The organism is Anaerolineae bacterium, from assembly GCA_013178015.1.
Lineage (GTDB): Bacteria > Chloroflexota > Anaerolineae > DRVO01 > DRVO01 > Ch71.
In genome coordinates, this window is record JABLXR010000022.1 from 26,736 (window position 1) to 51,809 (window position 25,074).

Below are 25,074 nucleotides of genomic sequence, written 5' to 3' on the forward strand. Positions count from 1 at the left end.
TTCCTCAGGAGGAGGCTGGAACCCCCCAGGATGGTGGCGCTTTGCCCTGGTAGCCGGCCGAAGAGCCTGCCGCGAAAGCCGGTGAGGAGACCCCTGCGTGCGACTGCCGGATGATCACACTCGTCCGCCCGATCCTTAGTCTTACTTTGGTGGCCCCACCCCACCTCTGGTACAATCACCCGGTTGGGGGGTCAGTGGAACGCCGAGACAAGATCCGTATCGAGCACCTGCACTTCTACTACGGCTCCCAGATGGTGCTGAGAGACATCACCATGCCCGTGCGCGAGCACGAGATCACCGCCCTCATCGGGCCCTCCGGGTGTGGCAAATCCACCCTGCTCCGCTGCCTTAACCGCATGAACGACACCATCCCGGGTGCTCGGGTCGAAGGCCATGTCCTGCTGGATGGCGAGGACATCTATGCTCCCGGCGTGGACGTAGTTCAGCTACGCAAACGCGTGGGTATGGTCTTTCAGCGGCCCAATCCGTTCCCCCAATCGGTATACGACAACGTCGCCTTTGGCCCTCGTGTCCTCGGGCTGGACCTCGAGGCTGACCTGGATGAGATCGTGCAGAGCTGTCTGGAGGATGCCTTCCTCTGGGACGAACTGAAGGACAACCTCCATGGCTCCGCCCTTGCCCTCTCCCCAGGGCAGCAGCAGCGTCTTTGTCTGGCCCGGGTGCTCGCCACTCATCCGGAAGTCATCCTGATGGACGAGCCCGCCTCTGCCCTCGATCCTATCGCCACCTTGAAGCTAGAGGAGGTCATGGGGCGGCTCAAGAGCGAGTACACCATCGTCATCGTGACCCACAACATGCAGCAGGCCGCCCGTGTCTCCGATTGGACCGCCCTCATATGGCTGGGAGAGATGGTGGAGTACGGCCCCACCTCGCGCGTCTTCACTAATCCCCAGTCCCAGCGCACCAACGACTACGTCACCGGCCGGCTGGGCTGATCGCCGGAACCGTCCTGATCTTAGCTTCACTAAGGATTGCTTGCCGGTGCAGGTCGGCTATAATGAACGGCGGCTTCACCCCACCGGCGACGCAGTCTACGGAGGCAGACAGGTTTGCATCTACGGCCTGCCAGGAGGCTAGTCATCCTGGCCTTCCTGTGGTGTGCACTGGCAACGTCGCTGGGCGCCTGCGTGCCCTCCTCTGGGGGCACCGCCGGCGGTATCGTCCTGGCCGGCTCCACCTCAGTGCAGCCGTTCGCCGAGCTACTGGCCGAGGAGTACGCCCGCGAGCATCCCAGCGAGCCCGTCATCAACATCCAAGGAGGCGGTTCCACCGCCGGCATCGAAGCCGCTCTCTCCGGCACCGCTGAAATCGGCATGTCCTCACGGGCCCTTAGAGAGGCCGAGTTGGCAGAGGGCCTCTCTTACCAGCCTATCGCCTACGACGCTATCGCTGTGGTGGTGCATCAGGACAACCCCATCTCCTCCCTAACCTCGGAGCAGGTACGGCAGATATTCAGCGGTGAGATCACCACCTGGAGCCAATTGGGCGGCCCGGAGCGGCCCATCACCCTCATCACCCGCGAGGAAGGTTCTGGGACCCGTGGTGCCTTCGAGGAGCTCCTCATGCAGGACTCTCGCATCAGCGACCGAGCCCTTCGGCAAGACTCGAACGGAGCAGTCCGCGTCATCGTGAACAGTGACCCAGCCGCCATCGGATACATGTCCCTGGGAATCGTGGGCACTTTCGTCAAGCCCGTCGCTCTCGATGGCGTTCAGCCGACCACGCGTGCCGCCATCGAGGGCGAGTACGCGCTTGTGCGGCCCTTTCTGTTCGTTTGGCGAGGCGAGCTGAGCCCACCGGCCCGCAAGTTCGTTGACTACTGCCTGTCCCCTCCCGCCCAGGGCATCCTGAGCGGAGAGGGGCTCATACCGGTGGAGGAGTAGGCTTTGCTGAAAGAGAAGCTGGTGCAGTACCTCCTCCTCGCCTTCGCTCTCACGGCCGTGCTGTCGCTCACGGTCATCACCGTCTTCATTCTTCGCGAGGGCCTGCCCGTGCTGGTCGAGTTCGGCCTGGTTCGCTTCCTTACCGATCGGGTGTGGGCCCCAACCCGCGGTCAGTTCGGCATTTTGGCCATGATCCTGGGCTCCCTCTGGGTCACAGGGGGGGCGCTCCTGGTGGGAGTCCCTCTTGGCCTTGCTGTGGCTATCTTCACCACCGACTACGCCCCTCCCATCCTGGCCGAGCTCCTGCGTCCCGCCATTCAGCTTCTGGCAGGTATACCATCAGTCATCTACGGCTTCATCGGGCTGAAGATCCTGGTCCCCCTAATACGGGAGAACCTGGGCGGCCCAGGCCTGAGCGTGCTCGCCGGGGCTCTGGTGCTGGGGGTGATGATCCTGCCCAACATCATCGCCATCTCCGAGGACGCCATCCGCGCCGTCCCTCAGCTCTACCGCGATGGAGCGCTGGCGCTGGGCGCGACTCACTGGCAATCCCTGTGGAGGGTGGTGTTGCCTGCCGCCCGCTCAGGGATCGTCGCCAGCGTGGTGCTGGGCATGGGTCGCGCCGTAGGCGAGACCATGGCGGTCATCATGGTGGTGGGCAACTCGCTCCAGCTGCCCACCTCTCCCCTGGACGCCGCCACCACCCTGACCAGCAACATTGGCCTGGAGATGGCCTACGCCAGCGGTGCCCACCGCCAGGCGCTCTTCGCCACCGGCATCGTGCTCTTCTTCCTTATCATGCTGCTCAATCTGGTGGCGACCACCTTCCGCCGGAGAACCATCCGTGCTTAGGCAGTGGCGGGCACACGGCTCCGCCCAGCCTTACGCCCAGGTTTTGAGGGCGCGCGCTCGCCGAGCCCTGGGCCCGCGCCGGAGTGGCGCACTGGCTGCCGGCGTGGTGTGGCTTTCAGCCCTGGCGACCTTGGCGGTGCTCATCTTCATCATCGCCTACGTCCTCTGGCAGGGCCTGCCCCAGGTATCCTGGGACTTCCTCACCGGGACCCCCACCAGCATGGGCCGGACCGGCGGAATCGGCCCCATGATCGTCAGCACCGTGGCCCTCTCCTTCCTCTCCGTGTTGATTGCCATGCCCGTCGGCGTGGCCACCGCCATATACCTGACCGAATACACGCGCGAGGGCACTCTCACCCGCGTCATCCGTTTCGGCACTGAAGCTCTGGCCGGCGTACCCTCCATCATCTTCGGCCTCTTCGGCTTCGTCTTCTTCGTTATCTACCTGGGCTTCGGCTGGTCCGTGCTGTCGGGCGCCCTGACCTTGGCCATCATGATCCTACCCACCATCGTGCGCACTTCGGAGGAGGCCATCCTCACCGTGCCCCGCGCCTACCGCGAGGTGAGCCTCTCTCTGGGCGCCACCCGCTGGCAGATGGTCACCACCGTGGTCCTCCCCAGCGCCCTGCCCGGCATCGTCACCGGCGTGGTCCTTGGCCTGGGCCGCACCGTGGGGGAGACGGCGGCCGTGATCCTCACCGCTGGGGCAGCCCTCCATCTCCCCACCAGCATCTTCTCCCCCGCCCGTAGCATGGCCGTCCACTTCTACATCTTGGCCCGCGAGGGCATCTCGGACGCTACTGCCTGGGGAACCGGCGCCGTCCTGCTCCTGTCCATCCTCTTCATCAACGTCGTCATCAACCGCTCTCTGATGTACCTCATGCACCGCCGCGCCCGTCGCTGATGGCTATTGCGCCCAAGTTCCACATACGCGACCTCACCTATCGCTACGGCGACAAGGTTGCTCTGAACAACGTGAGCCTGGACATTGCCCCCAATGCCGTGACCACGCTGTTTGGCCCCGCCGGCGGAGGCAAGACGACGCTGCTGCGGCTGCTCAACCGGCTTAACGACATGGTAGAAGACACCCACATGCGGGGCGAGATCCTGCTGGATGGGCAGAACATCTACGCTCCCGGCACCGACGTGACCGCCCTGCGTCGCCGGGTGGGGATGGTCTTCGCCGTGCCTCTGCCCCTGCCTATGAGCATCCTGGATAACGTCACCTACGGCCCCCGCCTCAGCGGAGTTCGGGGCTCGCGCCTGATGGAGATCGCCGAGAGGGCCCTCAGGCAGGCCGCCCTCTGGGATGAGGTCGGGGATCGCCTCCACGACCCCGCTCTAGCCCTGTCGGGCGGCCAGCAACAGCGCCTCTCCCTGGCCCGAGTGCTGGCCCTGGAACCAGAGGTCATCCTCCTGGACGAGCCCACCTCCGGTCTGGACCCCATCAGCACCGCCAAAGTGGAGGAATCGCTGCACACCCTGAAGCAGGACTACACCATCGTCATAGTCCCCCACAGCGTACAGCAGGCGGCCCGCATCGCCGATCATGCTGCCTTCCTCCTCATGGGCGAGCTGGTCGAGACCGGGCCGGGCGCCCGCCTCTTCACCCGCCCCACCGACAAGCGCACCGAGGACTACGTCACCGGAAGGTTTGGGTAGTGGTGAGTGGGGAGTGGATAGTGCACAGCGGAGATGGATTGCACGCCACTCACCCCTAACCGATGTCCACTCACTTCCCGTTGGGAGCGGACATCGGCTGTAGATCGTAGGGCATGCTCATGACCTCAGCCACGCTCGACGGGTGCTGATTCCGAGCGATCGCGGGCGGCTCATCTCCTCTGGCCCGCAGCCGCACCACCAACTCGAAGGGCGCAGCGAGAGCGATGATCCCGAACCGTTCGCCCGAGGCCAAGCGCCGGGCGGCCCGCTCAGCACCGGCCCGGATGGCTGCTCTAGCTCGCTCCGGATGCAGGTGGATGGCGCTGGTGTTGCGCTTGGAGTAGTTTTCCGCGTCCAGCTCGTCCCCGCGGCCAGGAGTGGTTCCCCGTTTCACCTCCACTGTCTCCACTCCCGGCAGCAGCGCCGCCGCTTCCGCGCACAGGGCCCGGTCGCCCGAGGCGAAGATGACCGGTACTCCCAGCTCGCTGGCGCACATGGAGAACTGGCCCAGCTCTCCAATGGAGACGCCGTTGATGCTCAGGTCCACATACCTCATATTCTGAGTGTGCGCGAGATGAGCGTACTCCGTGCCCGCCTTGGCGTGCTGCCCCACGAAGGCTACCGCATCGTACGTCTCGTCCAGCAGCAGAGGCCACTCGGTGGGCCAGCCGCGCATCAACTCGGCGCGCGGGTCCAGCAGCACCGGGTTGATCCCCCCGGACCCGTGGCCGTCCGCAACCATGATCTCCGTCGCACCTCCAGACAGAAGCCCTTCGATGGCGGCGTTGACCTCGCGCGTGAGCAGCTCCTTAGCCAGATCGTTGTAGCGGGAGGAGGGAGAGCACCAGTCGCCATGGTTGAGCACTCCGGCGACGCCTTCCAGGTCGGTCATGATGTAGACGCGCATGATTGTGCCTCCAGTGGAACAGACTCTACAGTGCCGTGCTAGCCGGCATCGGCCACGATCTCGCTAGGCCGACGCCAGCGGATCCGGTCTGAGTAGACGGAGTTCAGCCGCTCGATCACCTGTTGGAAGGGGCGCCACCCCACCCCATGTTGCGGGTTGACCCCCTGCCAGTGCATGTGCATCACCGCGGTGGGCGACCCAGAGCGGATCAGGTCCGCCAGTCGGCCCTCGCCCTCCGGCGTCAGGTAGTAGTCCACTTCGATCAACTCGGGGGAGTTCACCCAGCGGGCCAGGAAGTCCTGGGTTGCGGAGGGAAGGTCGAACACGCGGTACCGGCCACGACTGGCCATCAAACGAGCCGCACTCTGAGGGAGCTCTGGCTCTACCACGGCGAACACCGCGACGGCCTCCCGCCCGAACCCACCTTCTTCCACCACATCCAGCAGGGCCTGCCACACGTTTGGGTTCATGTTCGGGTGCGTACCGGGCGTGGTCATGCCTGCGTAGGTTACTCCCAGGTCACGTCTGGCGGCGATGGTCCCGCGGAAGTAGTCGCGGTACTCGTCCACGCTGATGGAGTGGTCGTCCAGCCACTCCATCTCGGTGGGGCCATCCTCTCGCACAGTCCCTAGACCGAAGTCGAAGAGCCGGTCGTGAGTCATGATCTCCATGTGAGGATCCACTGGGTAGCGCACCAATTCGGGTAGCACCGCGGCGAAACCCCGTTCGTGTGGGTCGGTCGAGCGCGATAGGAGCCCGAACATCCCGGGGATGACGGAGACTGCGCCCGCGATCTTGGTCTCCCTGACGTAATCCAGGAAGTTCCTCAGAGCCTCACCGTCCACGGGCAAAGGACGTCCGGAACCATCCTTCAGGCCAGCTGCATAGGGGGCGACATCGTCCAGAAAGAAGCTCACGTCGGTGGGCATGCCGGAATCCTCATTGTGACCTAGGGATCGCGGTCTGCGCTGCGAAGCGGTGGCACCTGCGGCGCCATCTTGGTCCGCACTGCCTGACGCGCAAGCATCATCCCTTGAGACCAGAGAGAGTTATGCCCTGGATGAAGTAGCGCTGGGAGAAGAAGAAGACGATCAGGCAGGGTGCCATGACCAGCAAGGAATAGGCCATGATCTCTTCCCACAAGGTAGTGTGTATGCGCCGGAAGGCAATCAGACCTAGAGCCAGCGGCCACTTGTTGGCGCTCTTAAGGTAGATGAGAGGCTCCATGAAGGCATTCCAGCCATCTATGAAGGAGAAGACGGAGATGGCGGCGAGCACTGGCCCAGACAGAGGCATGATGACGCGCCACCAGATGACCGGTGGATTCGCGCCGTCCATGATCGCTGCCTCGTCCATCTCCCTGGGGATGCCCATGAAGAACTGCCGCAGCAGGAAGATGTAGAAGGCGCTGCCAAAGAAGGCCGGCACAATGAGGGGCTTGAAAGTATTGACCCATCCCAACTTGTGGAAGGCGACGAAGAGGGGAATCATGGTGACGTGCCCGGGCAGCATCATGGTAGAGAGAAGTACGCCGAACGCCACGGTCCGGCCGCGCCAGTCCAACCGTGAGAAGGCAAAGGCCACCACCGACGAGGAGAGCACTGTGGCCGCCATAGGAATGATGGTGATGATGAGCGTGTTTACGAAGTAGCGGGCCGTCGGCACCGCGGTGACGGCCTCAACGTAGTTGTCGAAATCGATCGGATTGGGGATCCAGATCGGCGGCTGGGCAAACACTTGCTCGGGCACCTTGAGCGATGTAGACACCATCCAGAGGAACGGGAAGAGGAAGGTGATGCCCACCACCGCCATGATGAGATACAGCAATATTACGCGACCCACGATGAGCGCCCGTCGCATCCTGTCCATGCGACGCCAAGCCGCGGTGCTTCTGCTAGTGATCCGAGTACCTACCGCTGACATGGCTGCTCCCATCGTTGCATGTATGATTGCCGAGTCCTGTGTGCCTCCGGGGCGGACACCATTGGCAACACTCAGGCCTTCCCTGCCACAGGGGTCGGGGTCTCGTAGTACACCCACCGACGAGCAGCCCAGAACTGAAGCCCTGTAAGCACCAGTATGATCACGAACAACACCCACGCCATCGCGGAGGCATAGCCCATGCGGAGGAAGCTGAAGGCGTTCCAGTAGAGATACAGGACGTAGAACAGGGTCGAGTTGACGGGCCCCCCTTCTGTCATGATGTAGGAGTTGGTGAAGACCTGGAAGGAACCGATGATGCCCATGATCAGGGTGAAGAATATCGTGGGGGTGATGAGAGGCAGGGTGACATGACGGATCTTGTGCCACCAAGTGGCGCCATCCGCCATAGCGGCGTCGTACAGCTCCTGCGGCACGCCCTGCAGGCCAGCCAGGAAGATCACCATGGAACCACCAATGCGCCACATGCTCATCAGGATCAGGCCGGGCTTGGACCACTGCGGGCTCTGCAGCCAGAGTGGCCCCTTGATACCCATCCACTCTAGGACCACGTTCACCATCCCTACGTTCGGGTCCAGCAACCACAGCCAGAGCATGGCCATTGCTACGCCAGAGACTACTGAGGGAAGGTAGTAAATAGTGCGGAAGATGTTCTCGCCAGGCAGGCCTTGATTGAGCAGTATGGCCACTGACAGGGCAAGCAGAAGGGACAGAGGTACCTGGAAGGCGGTGTAGTAGACGGTGTTGTAGAGGGCTGTCCCGTGTCGGGCGTCCTCCAGAAACAGCTCCCGGTAGTTGTCCAGTCCCACGAAGGAGGGTGGCTTGAGCACGCTATAGTTAGTTACACTGAAGTACAATGAGGCTATCATCGGCCCCAACGTGAACAGCAGGAATCCGATCGCCCACGGGGAGACCATGACATATCCCCACATACGTCGCTGCCGCATGTCCCTCCTCTACGGCCTGGTCAGTTGAGCCCCTCCGCGGGCATCACCGCCGACTGCCCGCGGAGGGCTATCTCTACGAGCCAACTTACTGCAGAGCGCCTACGGCTCTGTGTCGGGCCACTCCGGATACTCCTCGAGAAGCCTGTTGATCTCCACCTCAGCCTCAGCCGCGGCTTCTTCCGCCGTCTTTATGTGCAGCGAGACCGCTTCGATCATCGGCGTGAGGACAGGTTTGATGAACCGCTCTGAGGAGGGCATCTTGACAGAGTCGTGCCCATAGGTGTCCATCTCGTCCGCCACCTGCTTCACGATCGGCATGTTCATGTACTCCGACTGACCTACCGCCGACTTCCTGGGCGGCAAGTCCCCCGAGCTCCCAACATACACCAGCAGTGACTCAACCGAGCAATGCAGCTTCAGGAACTCCCAGGCAGCATCGGGAACCTTGGAGGTGATGGAGATGGCCAGCCAGTCTGTCAGAGAGCACACGATCCGCTTTTCCTTCAGCGGCGGCAGAGGGAGGGTGAGGTACTCCAGCTTGTCTGGAGCATACTTCTTCAGTTGCGCCGCCGACCAGCTGGCCTGGTAGTAGTTGATCACTACCTGGCCGGTGGCCACGTACGGTATGGGAGACTCGGACAGAGGCGCAGTGCCCTCGGGAGCGACAGCGTTGTTGCGGTCCCTCATCCAGTTGAGGGCCCAGATGCCGGCATCGCTGTTGAAAGCGGCCTTCCCATTGCTGAACAGGCGGCCGCCACCACTCCACAGCACACCAAGCCATTCGAAGAAGCTGGTGCCGGTGGTCGCCCCCATGCGCACCATCTTGCCGTCTTCGCGAATGGTCAGCTTCGCGGCGGCGTCGATGTAGTCGTCCCAGGTCCAGTCATCCGGAATCACGACGCCGGACTCGTCGCTAAGATCCTTGCGGTAGGAGTTGTCGCGGGGAGCGGTGATGTCAGGCATTCCCCAGACCTTTCCCCGCCAGGTTACCGACTGGATACAGGATGGGAAGAAGTCCGATGTATCGGGCCAATCGGCGAGCCTATCGTCTAGAGGCAGTGCTAGCTCGTTGTCAGCCACAACGGGCACCCACTGGGCACCCATGCGGAACAGGTCAGGCATGGCCCCTGCCGCCTTGGAGGTGAGCAACTGCTCTTCCAGGGTGTTCCAGTCGACAGGAATGTACTCCACGCTGCCGCCGGGGAAACTCTCCCGCCATTGCGGCTCAAGATTGTCTGCCGCCCAGTCGAGATACTCAGGGAAGAACTTCTCCATTACCTGAAGGGTGAACTTCTGCTCCACCTTCGCCGGCGCCGTGGCCTCCGCGGCCGGCGCCTGGGTGGCCCCGGGAGCGGGCGTGGCAGCGCATGATGAGAGGAACGAACCCGTCACCAGCCCTGCTGATCCAGTAGCGAACGCTTTGAGCAGCCGACGTCTGCTCAGCTTTCTGCGGCTCATGTCTGCCTCCTCCCCTTAGGGTGACGACGGCGCACTACGACGGTCACGGATGGATGTCCCTGGCGTCCACACGATATCCTATGCTACTGTGGCAGTGACGTCCGCTTCAACGGTCCGCGCGGACATGGAATGGACAGAACTCGGACAAGCCGCCAGAATGGCCCCGTCATGAGTATCTCCGATCCTTACAGCCCGATCCAACCGCCTGCGTGGTTCACCGAGCTCATCCGCGATGCCCTCAACCACCTTAACGATCCTGCCTACCTCCTGGGGCACCGGCTCAACCTGGTCTTGGCTGACCTCATGCCCGAGGGAGCCGAGCCGGGCCAGGGACTGCGGGAGATTCTCCTGGACGCCATTGACAGCATGGAGCCGCCCCGCGGCTCCACCGACACCGGGCTGGACCGGCGTCCCTACCTGGCCCTCACCTACCGCTACGTGGACGGCTTCCCGATGCCGGACGTCGCCCGGCGCCTCCACATCGGCCCCCGCCAGTGCCGCCGCGACATCCGCAGATCCGTTCAGGCCCTGGCCATCCTCCTCTGGGACCGCAGGGGCAAAGCCAGTCCCACGGAGCCACCACCCGGCGACCAGGCCGGGCAGCAGAGCGCCGTCCTGGCCGAGGTGGCCGCCCTAGGGGTCGAGCTCGAGCGCGTGCCCCTGGCGGAGCTCCTGCGAGCCCTTCAGGCGCCTGCGATGGCCCTTGCCGAGCGCTACCAGGTGGAGCTGCGGCTCTATCCGGACGAGCACGCTTACGCGGCCCTCTGCGATCGCACCCTGACCAGAGAAGCTGTCATATCCTGCCTTGGTGCGCTGCTCCAATGCTGCCCCGAGAGCGCTCCCCGGGCCCTGAGCCTCAAGCCCGCCGAACGGGCCGGCATCCTCGGGCTTGAGATACGCTGCCGACCCCCAATCGCGCGGTCGGAGGTGGATTCGCTCGATAGCGGCCTCGCCGAGTGTCGAGCGCTGCTGTCGGCGCAGGGAGGGAATGCCGCCCTTCTGCCAGGTGACCAGGCCGGCTGTCCTGGCGTCTGGATCGAGCTGGGCGCGGAGAGAGACGCCCGCATCCTGGTGGTGGACGACAACGAGGGCATGCGCCAGCTCTACGAACGCTACCTCTCGCCCGGGCGCTTCCTCCTGCACATGGCCGCCTCGGCGGACGAAGCCGAGGCGGCCCTGCAGCAGTTCGTGCCCGACGTCATCGTCCTGGACGTCATGATGCGGGGGACCGATGGCTGGGAGTTTCTGCAGGCGCTGCGCTCTCGGCCTACTCTGAGGCAGACGCCGGTGATAGTGTGCTCGGTGTTGAGGGAGCCGGGGCTGGCCGCCGGCCTGGGGGCCCAGACCTACCTGAAGAAGCCCATCACGGGCGAGCAGTTGCTGGAAGCGCTGGCGCAGGCGCTGGGATGGAGTAGTCCGGGGGAACGGCCGCCAGGACGGCAGTAATGCACCCAAGCCACCGGTCGCTCCGCGGCGGCGCCTTGCGGGCAAAGTACATCCTGGTGGGGTACGCCGCTGCCAGCTCTTCCACGTAGGGCGCCCCGGTAGTGACGATGAAGCCCGCGTCTGCGAGCAGCCTCTCCTCCCTAACCTTCTGCAAGAACGCCACTCCCCCTAGCTGCGGCATGGCCAGATCCAGGATCACCAGGTCGAACTCTTGCTCGCGGGCCAACCGGAGCGCATCGCTCCCGTCCTCGCATGTCCGGACGTCAGCCTCAGGCAGGGTCAGCTTGAGCATCCTCTCCAGCAGAGCCAGGAAGCTGGCATCGTCGTCTACCACCAGCAGCCTGGCGGCGCCCGGTCTCACCCGCCTGATGGCCTCTGCCACCTCCTCCGGCTGTACTGGCTTGGTCAGATAGACATCTACCCCCAGGGAGCGTCGAGCGGCCTCCTCCAGTGGCACCTCACACTCGACCACACCCAGATCGGGGCGGCCGGTGACCGCCCAGATGTCCTCAGCTGAGGGACCCTCCCCGCCCGCCAGCGGATCTCTCAGGATCACCACCCCCAGGGGGTGCTCAGCCTCCACCAGCGCCGGCAGCGCCCTCAGATCCGAGAGAGGCAACACCCGGCAATCCGCCACTCCTCGGGCTACCACCCTGCCCGCGGACTCGTGGGAGCTGAGGACGACGACACAGTCCCCCGCGGAGTCCTCCGGCAGCGGCGGCGACCACCCCTCGGGGGCGTAGTAAGCCAGGCGGGCCCGTCCGCCCCGTGCCTGCGCCCGCGGTAGGCTGAACTCGAACCTGCTGCCTCGGCCCGGCTGGCTCTCTGCCCTGATCCTCCCTCCGTGTAGCTGCACGAACTGCTTGCACACGGCCAGCCCCAGCCCAGCGCCGCCCCGCCCGGCGGTGACATCGCTGCCGGCCTGGGAGAACTCGTCGAAAACGGTCGCCAGGTCCCCGGGGGCGATGCCCACGCCAGTATCGGCGACAGCCACGTGCACCTGGCTGTCATCCACCCGAACCGAAACCACGATCTGCCCGGAATCGGTGAAGCGAATGGCGTTGCTCAGTAGGTTCAGGAGCACCTGCCGGATCCTGGTGCCGTCTAGCATCATCTCCGGGACTTCCGGAGGCACGTCCACCACCAGGGCGACTTCTGAGTCGCGCAGCAGGCCCCTGGCCGTGTCGGCGGCCTCGTGGATCAGCTGGGCCAGGTCCACTCGCTCCAGCTTCAGGGGCAGCCGCTGGGCTTCGATCCGCGCCAGGTCGAGGATGTCGTCAATCATGTCCAGGAGGTGCCGGCTGGCGTTGTAGATCTGGCGCACGTCCGCCCGCAGTTCCGGAGTCCAGTTCACGTCCCCGTACACGCGGGGCGAGCGGTACATGATCCGGCTGAAGCCCAGTATCACATTGAGAGGCGTGCGCAGTTCGTGGCTGATGCTGGCGGCGAAACGCGCCTTAATCTCCCTGGCCTCCTCCGCCTCCCGCCGGGCGATCTCCAGCTCCCGGTTGGTGCGCTCCAGGAGGGCGTACATGTCACGAAGGGCCTTGGACGTCCGCTGCAGGTCGCCCCGACGGCGCATCGCCTCTTCCGCATGCCGCCAGGCCCGCATTTCACCTCTTTCGGCCCGGCGCAGAGCCTCGAACAGGCTCCCTCCCACCGCCCAGACCAGGACTACCCCCGTGAACGCCGATCGGAGGAGAGGCCATGACCCGGGCCAGGGCACCAGCACCGCGGCCAGGATCGCCACGGCAGTCCCTAGCACCAGAGTCATCACCGGCCCCGCCAGTACGCCGGCCGCGAGTATGGTGGTTAGCGCCAGCCAGTGTCCCACCAGCCCGCCCCCCACCACGGCGTCCACCAGAGCCGCCGCGCTGAGCCCGCCGACGACGATGCCGACGGCGATCCGGTACTGCCGGGCCAGTACCAGCGCCAACGCCGACGACAGCCCCGCCATTACACTGGGCGCCGCCATCCACCAGTTGGCATCCTTGTCGCCCGCCACCAGACCCCACAAGAACCAACCGTACGATGCCGCTATGGAGAGGCCGGAGACGCGGACCAACGCGGGCCTGAGCAGCTCCTGGACCTCGCCCGGGCTCGTGGGCAGCTCTACTTCCGCCTTCACCGTTTCCCCCCAGGTCGTGGTCACCGCTCCTCCGCCCCCACCACCAACCACCCCACCGCCGCCCGGATGCCCGCCGAGCAGAGAGCCATCTGCTGCACGGGCGCCGTGTTGCGGTTGTTGTTCTGCACCTCCACCAGCACGTCCGGCATCCTCCGCTGCACCTCGCCCCAGCAGCGCACGAACCAGCCCCGGGCCGGCTCCCCGTACCCGAACGGGCGCGGCTCCGGCAACGGGTGCCCTCCTACCTCCCGCCAAGCCTCGATCATCCGCCCCGCCAGGGCCAGGTTCTGCCGCTGCAGCCCTTCGGGCAACTCGTCCTGCAGCGCGGGGAGGATGGCCATGCAATTGGTCGGGTCCTTCCCCTGCCAGTCGAACTCGGTCTGGTGCAGGTGCACCTGGCAGTGGTAGCGGTGTCTGGCCTGCATGGCCCGGCTCAGGCGCACCAGCGACGAGCCCTCGTCCCGGTTGGGCTCCACGTATTCGTGCTCGCTCACCTGCTCGTACACGATCCCCAGCCGGGCCGGCACGTCCTCCAGCATACTCCAGCGGGCCACTCGCTTGAACCTCCCCTCGGTGCGAGCGTCTATCCCGAAGGCCACATCCAGGAAGTCGTTGTTGGATAGGCTGCGGCCATCCCAGTAGGGCTGCGGCGAGCGGGCCCTGCCCCCCGGATTGGCGTCCGGTATGAAGGTCAGCAGACAGCGCCGCAGGATGCGCTCCCGGTCCAGCTCGCTCGGGCGGCGGTCCAGGTGTTGGCCGGTCAGGAGCTCGTTCACAAAGTCCAGTATGCCCACGGTCGCGGCGGGCTCGTGGGCGTGGGGCACGGCGCAGATCAGCCCCCGCTTGTCCTGCTGGTCATCCGGCCCGTCGCTCACCGTGAGGGCGTAGACCCGGTGCCGGGTGTACTGAGGCAGGGCCTCCACCGAGATGAGCCCCGGGTGCGCTTCCCTCCAACGCCGAACCAACGCGTCCACCTGATGCGGATAGGCCGGCCAGTCGCTCAGCTTCATGCTCTGTCCCCCTTTGTCGTCACGTCACCACCCAGTCGCGTCCCCATCATGCCCCATCGGCCCCAGCCTGCAACCGCAGGCGTGGGGGCAAGCGACCCTGCCTGCCCAGGCCGGACGCGGTCTGCCGAGTGCGGACGGAGTGATCGGCCCGTATTCCCATACCGGCTTGAGCCCTGCCGTCGTCGCCCCTATCATACAGCGGGCACCGGTGGTTTTCCCCCGCGTCCGCCATGGGGCACGTTCGCCGCACCACTAACGAGATATCGCGCTCGCGCCCGCTCTGGAGGAACCATGGACCGTCAGCAGATCCGTCAGGTCGCCAACGTCGTCACTACCCTCGTCGTCATCGTCGTCAACGCCCTCGCCAACGCTCTACCTATCAACAACCAGACCACCGGCGAGATCTCCGACCGCTATCCCGTCCTGTTCACTCCCGCCGGCTACATCTTCTCCATCTGGGGCCTCATCTACCTGGGACTGATCGCCTTCAGCGTCTACCAGGCCATGCCCGGCCGCCGGGAGGCAGAGGACTCGCTCCTCGACCGCATCGGTTGGTTCTACGTCGTCTCGGGGCTGGCTAACGCCATCTGGATCTTCCTCTGGCATTACGAGGTGCTCCCGCTCAGCCTCCTGGTCATGCTGGTGCTGCTGGGCTCGCTCATCGCCATCTACCTGCGCCTGAACGTCGGCCGCCGCGTCGTCAACCGCCGTGAGTTCTGGGCCGTCCACGTGCCCTTCAGCCTCTACCTCGGCTGGATCACCGTGGCCACCGTCGCTAACGTAGCCGTGGTCCTGTACGACCTCGGTTGGGGTGGATTCGGTATCAGCCAGCAGGCGTGGACCATCATCATGCTCGCCGTGGCCGCCGCCCTGGCGGCCGCTAACAGCGTCACCCGTCGCGACATCGCCTACAACCTGGTCATCGTGTGGGCCTTCTCCGGCATCGCCGTCAGGCAGGCAGCCACCCGGTCAATAACCGTCACTGTCTCTCTGCTTCTGGTGGTGGTCGTCCTGGCCCTGGCCGCTAGCCTGACGGGCGGCAAGCAGCCCGCGGAGGTGGCCCCTGCGCTGACCCGCTAGGGCTCGCCCATCCACCCTCAAGAGGATCGAGATGGACCTGCATCTGCACGGCAAGATCGCCCTCGTCACCGGCGCCAGCCGCGGCATCGGCCTGAGCACCGCCCGCGCCCTGGCCGATGAGGGCTGTCACCTGGGCATCTGTGCCCGCGGCCAGGAAGACCTGCGCCAGGCGGAACGGGACCTGCTCGAAAGGGGCGCTCGGGTCGTCGCCGTTCAGGCCGACGTGCTGCGCCGGGAACAGGCGGAGGCATTCGTGGAGGAGTGCGCTTCCCGCCTGGGAGGCGTGGACATCCTGGTGAACAACGTCGGCTTCAACCGGGGGGGCGACCTGATGCACTCCACCGACGAGGAGTGGCGTCTCGTCTTCGAGGCCAACACCTTCCAGGTCGTGCGCCTGATCCGGCTGGTGGTGCCTCACCTGCGGGCCCGAGGGGGCGGCGCCATCGTCAACGTGGCCTCCATTTCGGGCTGGGAGCCACAACTGGCCGGTACGGGCCAGTACGGCGCCTCCAAGGCTGCCACCATCTTCCTCACCGAGCGCCTCGCGCTCGAGCTGGTCCACGACAACATCCGCGTCAACACCGTCTCCCCGGGCTCCATCCTCTTCGAGGGAGGCGGCTGGGACCGGGTGCGCCGGGAGAAGCCGGACCAGTTCGCCGCCTACATCCGGGATGGGTTCCCCATGGGCCGGCTGGGGAGGCCCGAGGAGGTGGCCGATGTGATCGCCTTCCTCGCCTCCCCCCGGGCCCACTGGATCAACGGCCGCCACATCCCCGTGGACGGCCTGGAACAGCCCGTCCCTATGCCCGACCGCCGGCCCTGGTAGGCCCTACCCGCCCGACCCCAACAGCCTCGCCATGCCCCACCCCACACCACTCCCGAACCCAAGAGGGCGCCGGGCCGGCCTCGGCGCTCGTAACCCTGGCCTAGGCAGCCGGGCCCCGCCCCGACTTAGAATCCCGGATGCCTATCGAACGCCCGGAATAACGCGACCCACATGGGTCCCGTTACCGTGCTAAGCTAATGGCAGGGGGGTGAAGCCATGTCGAGCGAACGCTTGCCCGGCAAGGGAAGAGTGCCGGAGACCAGGCGCATGGCGCGAGTGCTGGACATGCTGCAACACATCAGCGCCGCACCGGAGCACTGGACTCGCCGGGCCCTGGCGGAGAAGTACGAGGTGGGGGAGCGGCAGATCCAGCGCGACCTGGACGTGATCCGCTACCGGCTGAACCTGGACCTGAGGCGCCGGCGGCAGGGCTATTACCTGAAGGAAGTGCCCCGGCTTCCCGTAGTCCACTACAGCCTTTCCGAGGCCCTATCGCTGCTGCTGGCCGCCCAAGCCGGGCGCGAGTTCGGGGTGGACTCGGCCGAGCTGGGTTCCGCCATCGGCCGGCTGGAGTCGGTGTTCCCGCCCGAGTTCCGCCCCCTGCTCCGGGAGCTATCGGCCCCGCCCGATGGGTGCACCGACAACGCCCTGGAGGCCTGGCTGCTGGCGCTGCACCGGGCCCTGGCCGCTCGGCGCAAGGTGCGCCTGGCCTACGCCAGCGCCAGCCGGGAGGGCGAAGTACAGGACCGGGTGGTTCGGCCCTACTGCCTCTTCCCCAAGAACCGGTCCTGGTACCTGCTGGCCTACTGCGAGCTCCGGAATGAGGTACGGACCTTCAAGGCGGACCGGATCGTAGAGGCCGAGCTCCTGCCGGACCGGTATCGGGTACCGGACGATTTCAGCGTGCAGGGGATGGCGGGAGCCGCTTGGGGGCTAATGTGGGGGGCGGCGGGGGAGCCGGAGAGGGTGCGGCTGGAGTTCTCACCGGAGGCGGGGAGGTGGGTGGCCGAGGACGAGTGGCACCCCTCTCAGCAGGTGGAGGTGCGGGACGACGGCCGGTACGAAGTCCGGTTCGAGGTGGGGGTGACGCCGGAGTTCGTGCGTTGGCTGCTGTGGTACGGGCGGGACGTGCAGGTGCTGGAGCCGGCCTGGCTGCGGGAGCGGGTGGCAGAGGAACACCGGGCCGCGTCGCAGATGCGGTAAGCATGTGCAATCAGTACCCGGGTAATACCTTAGGGGGATTGAAAATCCGCGGGAGGTGGCCTATAGTTGCGGCGTCCTTTCACGCTCATCTGAATAGGCACGCGCCGGGCAAGGAGGTGGATCGAGGTGCTGAGGTACACTGGCCATCCTTCGTACACGATGCAGTCTGCGCAGGCGCTCCCCAGAGGCATGCGCTTGCCCTGGAACCGGGGGCGTCGAAGCAGATGGCTCGCGTACGCGCTAGGAGTAGCGGGAGTGGTCGAGATTGGCGGCGACAGCATCCTCGAAGCGGATCGATTCCCGGTCCTGTATCCGACCACTAGACTAGGCGTTTTTCAGTATCCTGGCGCGGATCGAAATGCTCTCTTGACGGACAGCGGAGAGTGTGCTATGATTGGCCCGACCACGAGACTAGGCGTGGGCACTCCCTACCGGAGGTCAAGATGGGCTACGGTCGTGTCCTTCTCAGTACAACCTCCCTCGCCATCCGCTTCGAGAGAATCGGCGAGTGGCATAAATTCGACTTCATTCTGGATCGCTTTCGACAGGGCTTCCCGGAAGCCATCTGGGACCCCACGAGGAGAGCTTGGCTGCTGCCCCATTCATGCCTGCCCAGGGTACAGGGCTTCTGTGAGGACCTCTTCGGACCCCATGGCTTCCAACTGCAACTCGATTCTAGCACAGCACCGCCATTCCACCAATTGGTGCTGAACTGATGCTCGGTCGCTGAGGACATGCTGCATCGCTACTTGGAGGCAAGCCGTGCTGAGGTACACTGGCCATCCTTTGTATGACGTAGGGGTCGCCACGATCACCGCGTTCGCGGGCAAGAGGGATCCCGCCGACCTGGTAGAGTCGGACCTGGAGGCGATCGCGACCTACATGGCTCGCGAGTATGTGCGTCAGCCGCTCAAGTCGTTCCTGACCGTGGCCTTCCCCAACTCCGGCTTCACCCAGCCGGCATTCGAGAAGACGCCGGAGCGTCGCCACGCATACGCCCAGAGCGTTCTCGGGGCCTATGGCGCACTTCCTCTGGACGACGAGACCTGCATCTTCACTGGGGAACCGGCAGCAGCAGTCATCTTCAAGGACAGGGACGACGTCCCGCCCGGTCGTGCCTTCCGCCAGCACATCCCCCTGCTGACCGGCGAAGGCGTAATCAACTTCCATCCCTACGGCGACGCCGGCGTCCCGGTCTCGGGAACAGCCATGCTGGCGCTGCAAGCGCTTCCTCTCGGTTCCGCCAAGGTGGGCGGCCGTCTGCTCGCCGTGCACTCGGACAATGAGGAGATCATCTACCACTTCGCCGCCTCTTTCCTAGAGGAGAACCGTCGGCTCATTCAGCTGGCCCAGGCCGAGGGCAGTACCAAGATGCCGGAGCCGCGGCTCTCCTATCGCACGCTGCTCATCGCCACCCTGCTCAACGCGCAGCGGATGCAGCGCGAGGCCGTCGCCTCGGAGGAGCCTTTCTCCATCACCGCCTACCATCTGACCAACTCCGGTCAGGGCGCGGACCTGAGTATGTACCATCTGCCCTCGCAGGTCGTCAGCTTTCTAGCGGAGATGTTCACCGCTAAGTACCGAGGCAAGTGGCAGACGATCGTGAACCGAGCGTGGGAGAGGCCCGGGCGCGGTGCCGGTGAGGACTTCGAGCCGGGCCGAAACTACCTGTACGAGGACCTCTTCGGACTTCCGGATAACGCCCGGTTCTTCGTACGCACCTACCTCCTGCGCGAGGCAGCGCAGTATGCGCGAGGGCGCGCGCAGGACCCGCGGGGGGAGTATTCGCTGGCAGAAGAGGCCGGCATGGTCTCCTGGGACATCACTGAGCGCTTCTTGAGGAGGATAATGAACGTGGACAAGGAGAGGATCGAGCAGATTCGCGCTCTTGGCGACAGACTGGCGGAGTACATCAGTTCCGAGAACGACAGAGGTTTCTTCCGCGGCTTCTTCACCGAGCAGAGATATCCTTACTTCAGGAACCTGTTGGTGAAAGCCAACCTGCAGAGTGTTAGGCGGGGTCACCCGCCCTTGGTCACTCTAGAGCCGTACATCCAGGTCTTCGAAGAGGGGGACGAGCTCGCCCAGGCCGACTGGCGACTGGCTCGGGACCTGGTTCTGATCCGCATGGTCGAGCGCCTATATGAGGCCGGCTGGCTGGGACAGAACCGCGAGACACTCACCGAACTCACGACTGAGGCTGAGGCCACCGAGCGGTAGAGGACAGCACACAGAACAGAGAGGAGGCTCACGATGGCGTTCGTTACCGGATTGATGCTGATAGACGCTCCCGCTTCCGCCCTCAACAACTTGGGCAGCATTCCGGGAGCCCGTACCGACAACACGGTCGGTGTGAAGATGATCCGCGCTGGCGATGGCGCCTATCCCTACGTGTCAGCCCAGGCGTTCCGCTACTGGCTGAGGCGGACCCTGGAGAGCGCACACCTGGGCTGGCAGGCAGCACCTGTCTACCGCGAGGAGAAAGTCGCCTACACCGACGCCAACCCCATCAAGTGGTGGGATGATGACCTCTTCGGCTACATGCGGGCTCCTTCGAAGCGCGCTTCGGCCCGCGAGAAGCGGGAAGCCGACACTTCCCGGGCGGATGAAACGCCCACCACCGAAACCGTGACTCGCGTGTCGCCCTTCCGGGTGAGCACCCTCGTCTCCATCGCGCCGGTGAGTATCACAGAAGACTTTGGCACTATGTCTCGGCAGGAGGGTGACCCGGTACCTCACGAGCACCAGTTCTATCGCACCACTCTGAAGGGGCTCTACTCCCTGGATCTGCGCGCCTGTGGGACCTTCTCCTATGCTGACCGAACCGGGTACCTGAACCTCGACGAGGAACGACTCCGCCAGGCACAGGAAGCGGGGCTCGAGCGGCTCGACTCTGTGAAATGCTACCGCCTCCCCCGCAAGGAACGCCTGCGACGGGTCGTGGCCCTCTTCGAGGGTCTGGCGCATCTGGAAGGGGGGGCCAAGCAGACTCTTCACTACACGGACGTAGCCCCAGCTCTGGTAGTCATGGCCGTCACCAAGGGCGGCAACCACGTCTTCGGACACGTCATCGGCGCCAACTCCCGCCGGCTGCCCGAACTGAAGCTCGATGCTCTCAGGGAAGCCCTGACCGTGTTCGCCGACGACATCCTGTCGGACGTGTACGTAGGCTGGGTCAAGGGGTACCTGGATGACGAGCGAGCCAAGCTGGAGGCCTTCGCCCAGACCCCCGAGGGCAGCAGAATCCAGATAAGCCACCCGCGGGAGGCCTACCAGGCACTCATCTCGGACCTGAAGGGCAATCCTCACTGGCTCGACTGAGCCGGGCGCCCAGTGCCTCCTGGGAGGTGGAACATGCGGGTACTCAAGGTAGTGGCGGAAGGGCTCACCACCTCCTTCCGCTACCCCCTCTTTATGCTGCAGGTCCATCCCACGTTCCTGATGCCGCCGCCGGCCACAATCTACGGCCACATCAGTAGCGCTCTGGGGGAGTGGTTCGACCCAGAAGGGGTACGCTTCGCCTACCACTTCCACCACGACGGCACGGTCAGGGACATCGAGCACGTCATCGTGCTCAGTGCGTCAACCGGCAAGCTGAAAGGAACCGACTACCCGAAGGTGCTGGAAGGCAACGTCAATCCTTTCGAGCGGGACATGTTCTTCCGGCCCCGGCTCACCCTGTACGTGAACCGACCGGAGTGGGAGAGCGCCTTCCGCAGCCCCCGCTATGCCGTGGCCCTGGGGCGTTCGCAAGACCTCTTCACTTACACCAGCATCGAGGTGGTCGAGCTCGAGCAGGCAGAGTGCGCCTACTTCGAGAACACCATCCTTCCCCACGAAATGGCCATCGAGGTCCAGCGCGGGCTGGCTGTTCTGATGCCCCGCTTCCTCGACTACGCCCACAACCGACGTCCTCACTTCCAGCAGTACCTGGTAGTCACGGATAGGGTGAGGCTTCCCAATGAGGAAGGACGGCGCTTCGCTCAGGAACAGCAACGGCTGTATTGGGTAGACCCCGCGTCGGAAGAGGACGACGGTGCCCACCTGGGCCTGGCCTTCCACGGCTTCCTGGAGGAAGCCCATGCCACCTGAGGCGTGGCCCAGTTGGCTCGACCACGTCTGGGCCAAGAGCCCGCCCAGAGGCGGCACCCAGGGCGAGACGCTGGCCCAGCACACCTGGGAGACCCTGGAGCGGCTGGCCGACTTTGCTCGGCTCAGGCCGGGTCTGCCCGGATCCTTGGGCCTCGAATGCCTCTGGCGTGTCCTGTTTTGGGGGGCCTTCCTGCACGACTTCGGCAAGGTCGCCGCCAAGTTCCAGGAGGTGCTGCGCAACCAGGGACGGTGGGAACACCGTCACGAAGTGCTATCGCTGGCATTCCTCGATTGGGTCGTGCTGGGGTTCAGCCAGTCAGAGCAACCCTGGCTAGTGGCCGCGGTCGCTTCCCACCACAAGGATGCCAGCGAACTGGCTGAGCTCTACGACCCACCCGAGGACCCGGAAGAAGATCAGCTGCTGGCTGCGGTGGCTGACCTGCCGGACGAGGACGTCCGCGGCCTATGGCGTTGGCTGCAATCCTGCAGCCAACGCTGGGTCAACGATCTGGGCTTCGATCGTCTAGGTGTGTCCTGTCCCCCAATGTACGGCGACGCCAGCCAGGCGTTAGCACTGGTGCGACAAAGCGGAGTGCAGCGGGTTCATCACTGGCTCCGGGTGTATCAGCGCTTCGTCAGGCAACTGCGCCAGGGCGCCGCCGCGAGAGAGGTCACTGCGGCCCTGGCGCTCCGAGGACACATCATCAACGCCGACCACAGCGCCTCCGCCCATGCCGGGCCCCTGCCTCGACCCCGGTTCGACGCCGATCGAGTGCTGGCAAGTCGAGGTCTGACGTGGGCCAACCTCGATGCACACCAGGTAGCCAGCAGCGAGACCCCAGGCTCGGCCGTGCTGATCGCGCCTACCGGCAGCGGCAAGACGGAGGCGGGCCTACTGTGGGCCGCCGCCCAGGGTAAGTCGGACGGCAGCCCCAGCCGCCTGTTCTACACTCTGCCCTATCAGGCGAGCATGAATGCCATGAAGCTGCGCCTGGATAGCACGTTCGGCCCAGCCGACGTCGGGTTGCAGCACGGGCGCAGTCTGCTCTCCCTGTATCGCATGCTCCTTGAGGAAGGCGATGACCCCCGAGAGACGGCAAGGAACGCCCGACGCGCCCGCGACTTGGCCCGGCTCAACTACCCCCCGGTGCGAGTGCTCAGCCCGTACCAGATACTCAAGGCCATGTACCGCCTAAAGGGCTACGAGGCCCAGCTGAGCGACTACCACGGTGCTGTGTTCATCTTTGATGAGATACACGCCTACGAGCCCGCCCGGTTGGCCATGATTCTCGAGACGGTGGCCTACCTGCGGGAGAACTACGGCGCCAGCTTCTTCGTCATGAGCGCCACTCTGCCCACCCTCGTCCGGGAGCGGCTGAAGAAGGCACTGGACGCCCCCACCGAGATCGTTGCCGACGCGGCCGCATACGAGCGCTTCCGGCGTCACCGCCTTCACCTGCTGGATGGGGAGGTGCTTACAGCTGGCAACCTGCAGCGGATCGCGGCCGACGCCCGGGCCGGCAAGTCGGTACTGGTGGTCTGCAACGTGGTCCGCCGGGCCCAGGAGGTCTACGGCCTCTTGCGCAGGCTCCTCACGCACGAGGGGTCGCACGTGGAGCTGCTGCACGGGCGGTTTCACCTCAAGGACCGACTGGCCAAGGAGGCGTTGGTTCGGGAGAGCGCCGGCCTGGCTAGCACCAGCAGGCGGCCAGTAGTGCTGGTGGCCACCCAGGTAGTCGAGGTCAGCCTCGATGTTGATTTCGATACCGTCTACTCGGACCCCGCGCCTCTGGAAGCTCTGGTTCAGCGCCTCGGCCGGGTGAACCGCAGGGGAAGGCACGGCGACCTGGCGCCGGTGCACATCTTCCGCGAGCCTGCCGACGGTCAAGGCATCTACTCCGAAGAGCTGGTGGGCAGCGGCCTGCGGGTTCTGGAGAAGGTCAACGGCCGGGAGGTGGATGAAAGTGCGGTCGGCGACTGGCTTGATGAAGCATACGCTGGCGCGGCGGCAGTCGCCTGGGAGGAGGAGTACGAGCACTCGGCCGGCGAGTTCTCCGCTACCTGCGTGACCGCCATGCGCCCCTTCGATGCCGACCCGGCTCTGGAGGATCTCTTCTACCGGGCCTTCGACAGCATCGAGGTGCTTCCTGCCGACCTGCACGACGACTTCTTCTCCCTTCAGGACTCGGAGCCTATCAGGGCCAACGAGCTGCTGGTGCCCATCTCCTGGCGGCGCTATTGCGCCTTGCGCGGGTTATCCCTGGCAACCCCTCGCGATGGCGACACTCCACCTGTGGTGCACGTTCCCTACAACTCTGAGCTCGGCCTGCTATTCGAGGGATCGGGTAGCTCGAGTGAGGACGATCCGGGCGATTGCTGACCTGAGTAGGCTACTTGCTGTACGTGAGGCATGCCCCATGCTCACCACCCACCAACTCCACATCACCTGCCGAGCCCTCACCCCCATCCACTTCAACCAGCACAAGGGCTCCGCCATCCGCGGGGCCCTCTTCGCCGCCATCCGCGGCTACGACCACCCCCACGCCCAGTGGTCCGGCTTCTGCGCCAACAAGGCCGCCCCCCACTGCTCCCAGTGCCCCGTCAGCACCGTCTGCCCCGTCATGCGCCTCGTCTCCACCCTCGACGAGCGCGGCACCTTCGGCCGAGACGCCCCCCGACCCTACGTCATCAACCCACCCCTCGGGCCCAAGGCCGACTACCTCCCCGACGAGGAACTCGCCTTCGACCTCCTCCTCGTGGGCGAGGCGGGCCAGCTCTTCCCCTACGTCGTCCTGGCCCTGGACCGGCTCGCCCACGAGGGTCTGGGCCAAAGGCGCGAGGATAGCGACGGACACTGGCGCCGCGGCACCGCCCAGGTGATCCGCATAGACGCCGTCCACCCCCTCCGAGGCCACACCGCCCCCGTCCTGCGCGAGGGGGACAAGGTGGTGCAGGTGCCCTCCCTCCCCGTCACCCACGAGGACGTCGAGCAGGCGGCGGCGCATCTGCCCACCATGGGGCCCCTCACCCTCCAGCTCCTCACCCCCCTCCGGCTGGTGGACCGGGGCCGGCTGGTGAAAGAGCCCCAGTTCCGGCCCCTCATCCAGCGGCTGCTGGAGCGGTTCAAGAGCCTGGCCGAGAACTTCGGCGGCGGCCCGGTCCCCTACGACATCGGCGACCTGCGCGATCGGGCCCGGGCAGTGCGCCTGGTCGAGGACAGGACCCGTTGGGTGGACCTGCGGGGGTACAGCGGTCGGCTGGGCCGGGGCCAGGAGATCGGCGGGCTGGTGGGCCGGGTAACCTACGAGGCCGACGACTGGGAGCCCTTCACCCCCTGGCTAGTGTGGGGGACGCTGCTGCACGCGGGGAAGAACGCGGTCAAGGGGGATGGGTGGTTTGCGGTGCGGAGGGCGTGGTGAGTGGGGAGTGGGGAGTGGGGAGTGGTTAGCTGGAGTGCTCCCTCGGGCGTCCAAGTTTCGGGTCTCTGTAGCTCGGTGCCCGGGCCAGTTCGCGGCGCCGAGCTAGGATGAGAAGGATACATGACAGGGAAGCGACAGAGCGCCGGGCGAGAAGCTCTAGAAGCGGCCACCTGTAACCCACACCCCGGCCGCAGGCCCT

22 protein-coding genes are annotated in these 25,074 nt (G+C 65.3%); 15 read left to right on the forward strand and 7 right to left on the reverse strand.

The features are described 5' to 3' along the window. The first annotated feature begins 110 nt into the window (after window positions 1-110). From pstB to HPY83_10000, 5 genes are all read left to right on the forward strand, one after another. On the forward strand, window positions 111-956 hold the full coding sequence (gene pstB / locus HPY83_09980; protein ID NPV08271.1) for a phosphate ABC transporter ATP-binding protein: 846 nt from the start codon (window positions 111-113) through the stop codon (window positions 954-956). Between the two features lie 114 nt (window positions 957-1,070). Beyond that, on the forward strand, window positions 1,071-1,904 hold the full coding sequence (locus tag HPY83_09985; GenBank protein ID NPV08272.1) for a phosphate ABC transporter substrate-binding protein: 834 nt from the start codon (window positions 1,071-1,073) through the stop codon (window positions 1,902-1,904). Window positions 1,905-1,907: 3 nt separating this feature from the next. Beyond that, on the forward strand, window positions 1,908-2,756 hold the full coding sequence (gene pstC, locus HPY83_09990) for a phosphate ABC transporter permease subunit PstC (protein ID NPV08273.1): 849 nt from the start codon (window positions 1,908-1,910) through the stop codon (window positions 2,754-2,756). Between the two features lie 43 nt (window positions 2,757-2,799). After that, window positions 2,800-3,660, forward strand: coding sequence for a phosphate ABC transporter permease PstA (gene pstA / locus HPY83_09995; GenBank protein NPV08274.1), 861 nt, complete (start codon window positions 2,800-2,802; stop codon window positions 3,658-3,660). Next, window positions 3,660-4,418, forward strand: coding sequence for a phosphate ABC transporter ATP-binding protein (locus HPY83_10000; protein NPV08275.1), 759 nt, complete (start codon window positions 3,660-3,662; stop codon window positions 4,416-4,418). Before pstA ends, HPY83_10000 begins: the two co-directional genes overlap by 1 nt. 70 nt (window positions 4,419-4,488) lie before the next feature. On the opposite strand, the gene HPY83_10005 is transcribed toward HPY83_10000, so the two are convergent. The 5 genes from HPY83_10005 to HPY83_10025 all read right to left on the reverse strand — a co-directional run bounded on the left by HPY83_10005 (window position 4,489) and on the right by HPY83_10025 (window position 9,671). Then, window positions 4,489-5,325, reverse strand: coding sequence for a hypothetical protein (locus tag HPY83_10005; protein NPV08276.1), 837 nt, complete (start codon window positions 5,323-5,325; stop codon window positions 4,489-4,491). A gap of 38 nt (window positions 5,326-5,363) precedes the next feature. After that, window positions 5,364-6,254, reverse strand: coding sequence for a hypothetical protein (locus HPY83_10010; GenBank protein NPV08277.1), 891 nt, complete (start codon window positions 6,252-6,254; stop codon window positions 5,364-5,366). A 97-nt stretch (window positions 6,255-6,351) separates the two neighbouring features. After that, window positions 6,352-7,185, reverse strand: coding sequence for a carbohydrate ABC transporter permease (locus HPY83_10015; GenBank protein NPV08278.1), 834 nt, complete (start codon window positions 7,183-7,185; stop codon window positions 6,352-6,354). 134 nt (window positions 7,186-7,319) lie between these two features. Further along, window positions 7,320-8,213, reverse strand: a complete 894-nt coding sequence (locus HPY83_10020) for a sugar ABC transporter permease (GenBank protein NPV08279.1) — start codon at window positions 8,211-8,213, stop codon at window positions 7,320-7,322. A gap of 99 nt (window positions 8,214-8,312) precedes the next feature. Further along, window positions 8,313-9,671, reverse strand: coding sequence for a sugar ABC transporter substrate-binding protein (locus HPY83_10025; GenBank protein NPV08280.1), 1,359 nt, complete (start codon window positions 9,669-9,671; stop codon window positions 8,313-8,315). A 168-nt stretch (window positions 9,672-9,839) separates the two neighbouring features. Here HPY83_10025 and HPY83_10030 point away from each other — a divergent pair, with 168 nt between their 5' ends. Beyond that, window positions 9,840-11,117: a response regulator gene (locus HPY83_10030; GenBank protein ID NPV08281.1), complete on the forward strand. Its 1,278-nt coding sequence runs from the start codon at window positions 9,840-9,842 to the stop codon at window positions 11,115-11,117. On the opposite strand, the gene HPY83_10035 is transcribed toward HPY83_10030, so the two are convergent. Continuing rightward, window positions 11,035-13,269, reverse strand: coding sequence for a hybrid sensor histidine kinase/response regulator (locus tag HPY83_10035; GenBank protein NPV08282.1), 2,235 nt, complete (start codon window positions 13,267-13,269; stop codon window positions 11,035-11,037). The two genes, HPY83_10030 and HPY83_10035, sit on opposite strands and share 83 nt — an antisense overlap. Beyond that, the gene (locus HPY83_10040) at window positions 13,266-14,255 is read right to left on the reverse strand and encodes a hypothetical protein (GenBank protein NPV08283.1); all 990 of its coding nucleotides are present in this window, start codon (window positions 14,253-14,255) and stop codon (window positions 13,266-13,268) included. The genes HPY83_10035 and HPY83_10040 overlap by 4 nt, the downstream gene beginning before the upstream one ends. Before the next feature lie 291 nt (window positions 14,256-14,546). On the opposite strand from HPY83_10040, the gene HPY83_10045 reads away from it, so the two are divergent. The 9 genes from HPY83_10045 (at window position 14,547) to cas6 (ending at window position 24,875) form a co-directional block, all read left to right on the forward strand. Continuing rightward, window positions 14,547-15,335: a tryptophan-rich sensory protein gene (locus HPY83_10045; protein NPV08284.1), complete on the forward strand. Its 789-nt coding sequence runs from the start codon at window positions 14,547-14,549 to the stop codon at window positions 15,333-15,335. A 31-nt stretch (window positions 15,336-15,366) separates the two neighbouring features. Beyond that, window positions 15,367-16,161 (forward strand): SDR family oxidoreductase, encoded by a 795-nt coding sequence (locus HPY83_10050; protein NPV08285.1) that lies wholly within the window; start codon window positions 15,367-15,369, stop codon window positions 16,159-16,161. Between the two features lie 216 nt (window positions 16,162-16,377). Then, a complete protein-coding gene (locus tag HPY83_10055) occupies window positions 16,378-17,364 on the forward strand; it encodes a WYL domain-containing protein (protein NPV08286.1) in 987 nt (328 codons plus the stop codon). Between the two features lie 443 nt (window positions 17,365-17,807). Next, window positions 17,808-18,080, forward strand: coding sequence for a hypothetical protein (locus HPY83_10060; protein ID NPV08287.1), 273 nt, complete (start codon window positions 17,808-17,810; stop codon window positions 18,078-18,080). A gap of 46 nt (window positions 18,081-18,126) precedes the next feature. Further along, window positions 18,127-19,584, forward strand: a complete 1,458-nt coding sequence (cas8a1, locus tag HPY83_10065; GenBank protein ID NPV08288.1) for a type I-B CRISPR-associated protein Cas8b1/Cst1 — start codon at window positions 18,127-18,129, stop codon at window positions 19,582-19,584. Window positions 19,585-19,617: 33 nt separating this feature from the next. Beyond that, window positions 19,618-20,685, forward strand: a complete 1,068-nt coding sequence (gene cas7i / locus HPY83_10070; protein NPV08289.1) for a type I-B CRISPR-associated protein Cas7/Cst2/DevR — start codon at window positions 19,618-19,620, stop codon at window positions 20,683-20,685. A 33-nt stretch (window positions 20,686-20,718) separates the two neighbouring features. Continuing rightward, the gene (gene cas5 / locus HPY83_10075; protein NPV08290.1) at window positions 20,719-21,456 is read left to right on the forward strand and encodes a CRISPR-associated protein Cas5; all 738 of its coding nucleotides are present in this window, start codon (window positions 20,719-20,721) and stop codon (window positions 21,454-21,456) included. Continuing rightward, window positions 21,446-23,836 (forward strand): CRISPR-associated helicase Cas3', encoded by a 2,391-nt coding sequence (cas3, locus tag HPY83_10080; protein ID NPV08291.1) that lies wholly within the window; start codon window positions 21,446-21,448, stop codon window positions 23,834-23,836. Before cas5 ends, cas3 begins: the two co-directional genes overlap by 11 nt. A gap of 37 nt (window positions 23,837-23,873) precedes the next feature. Further along, the gene (gene cas6 / locus HPY83_10085; GenBank protein ID NPV08292.1) at window positions 23,874-24,875 is read left to right on the forward strand and encodes a CRISPR system precrRNA processing endoribonuclease RAMP protein Cas6; all 1,002 of its coding nucleotides are present in this window, start codon (window positions 23,874-23,876) and stop codon (window positions 24,873-24,875) included. The last annotated feature ends 199 nt before the right edge of the window (window positions 24,876-25,074 follow it).

What these genes read in the sequence shown, in the direction of transcription:
- HPY83_10015 (NPV08278.1), bottom strand. Translation starts at nt 7,185, where the DNA reads ATGCGACGGGCGCTCATCGTGGGTCGCGTAATATTGCTGTATCTCATC.
- HPY83_10055 (NPV08286.1), top strand. Translation starts at nt 16,378, where the DNA reads ATGTCGAGCGAACGCTTGCCCGGCAAGGGAAGAGTGCCGGAGACCAGG.
- HPY83_10030 (NPV08281.1), top strand. Translation starts at nt 9,840, where the DNA reads ATGAGTATCTCCGATCCTTACAGCCCGATCCAACCGCCTGCGTGGTTC.
- HPY83_10040 (NPV08283.1), bottom strand. Translation starts at nt 14,255, where the DNA reads ATGAAGCTGAGCGACTGGCCGGCCTATCCGCATCAGGTGGACGCGTTG.
- cas5 (NPV08290.1), top strand. Translation starts at nt 20,719, where the DNA reads ATGCGGGTACTCAAGGTAGTGGCGGAAGGGCTCACCACCTCCTTCCGC.
- HPY83_10045 (NPV08284.1), top strand. Translation starts at nt 14,547, where the DNA reads ATGGACCGTCAGCAGATCCGTCAGGTCGCCAACGTCGTCACTACCCTC.
- HPY83_10000 (NPV08275.1), top strand. Translation starts at nt 3,660, where the DNA reads ATGGCTATTGCGCCCAAGTTCCACATACGCGACCTCACCTATCGCTAC.
- HPY83_10050 (NPV08285.1), top strand. Translation starts at nt 15,367, where the DNA reads ATGGACCTGCATCTGCACGGCAAGATCGCCCTCGTCACCGGCGCCAGC.
- cas6 (NPV08292.1), top strand. Translation starts at nt 23,874, where the DNA reads ATGCTCACCACCCACCAACTCCACATCACCTGCCGAGCCCTCACCCCC.
- HPY83_10020 (NPV08279.1), bottom strand. Translation starts at nt 8,213, where the DNA reads ATGCGGCAGCGACGTATGTGGGGATATGTCATGGTCTCCCCGTGGGCG.
- HPY83_10025 (NPV08280.1), bottom strand. Translation starts at nt 9,671, where the DNA reads ATGAGCCGCAGAAAGCTGAGCAGACGTCGGCTGCTCAAAGCGTTCGCT.
- pstB (NPV08271.1), top strand. Translation starts at nt 111, where the DNA reads ATGATCACACTCGTCCGCCCGATCCTTAGTCTTACTTTGGTGGCCCCA.
- cas7i (NPV08289.1), top strand. Translation starts at nt 19,618, where the DNA reads ATGGCGTTCGTTACCGGATTGATGCTGATAGACGCTCCCGCTTCCGCC.
- cas3 (NPV08291.1), top strand. Translation starts at nt 21,446, where the DNA reads ATGCCACCTGAGGCGTGGCCCAGTTGGCTCGACCACGTCTGGGCCAAG.
- HPY83_10060 (NPV08287.1), top strand. Translation starts at nt 17,808, where the DNA reads ATGGGCTACGGTCGTGTCCTTCTCAGTACAACCTCCCTCGCCATCCGC.
- HPY83_10005 (NPV08276.1), bottom strand. Translation starts at nt 5,325, where the DNA reads ATGCGCGTCTACATCATGACCGACCTGGAAGGCGTCGCCGGAGTGCTC.
- HPY83_10010 (NPV08277.1), bottom strand. Translation starts at nt 6,254, where the DNA reads ATGCCCACCGACGTGAGCTTCTTTCTGGACGATGTCGCCCCCTATGCA.